1 protein-coding gene is annotated in these 442 nt (G+C 67.2%); it reads right to left on the minus strand.

Going from position 1 to position 442, the window contains the following annotated elements; genetic code table 11:
• Positions 1 to 142: 142 nt before the first annotated feature.
• On the minus strand, positions 143 to 442 hold a 300-nt coding region (locus EOA29_RS40110; protein WP_127222591.1), incomplete at its 5' end, for an SDR family oxidoreductase.

Genomic DNA, 442 nt, shown 5'->3' on the forward strand with positions numbered 1-442 from the left:
CGGTGTGGCAAAGCCCGGCGGCGCGGACCCTGACCAGAGCATGTCCCGGCGCGATCTCCGGCATGTCCAGCTCCGCCATGCCGGCGACGCCTGCGGCGGCAAATCGGATGGCTTTCATGTCATTCTCCCAGATGGCAACGCCTCAGCTCATCCAGTTGCCGCCGTCCACATTGTAGGTCTGGGCGAGGATGTAATCACTGTCGGACGAGGCGAGGAAGACGGCGAGCCCGGCAATGTCCTCCGGCCGCGCGAAGCGCCCGATCGGCACGGACTTCGCCACTGCCGCTTTCTTCTCGCCCGGCTTCAGGCCCTCCCAGCGGGCGAAGTGGGCGTCGACGACGTCCCAATGCTCGCCGTCGACGACACCGGGCGCGATCGCGTTGACGTTGATGCCGTGCTTGACCAGCGCCAGTGCCGCCGACTGCGTGGCCGAGATGATCGC

The sequence above is a fragment of the Mesorhizobium sp. M1E.F.Ca.ET.063.01.1.1 genome (genome assembly GCF_003998155.1).
Classification (GTDB): Bacteria; Pseudomonadota; Alphaproteobacteria; order Rhizobiales; family Rhizobiaceae; genus Mesorhizobium.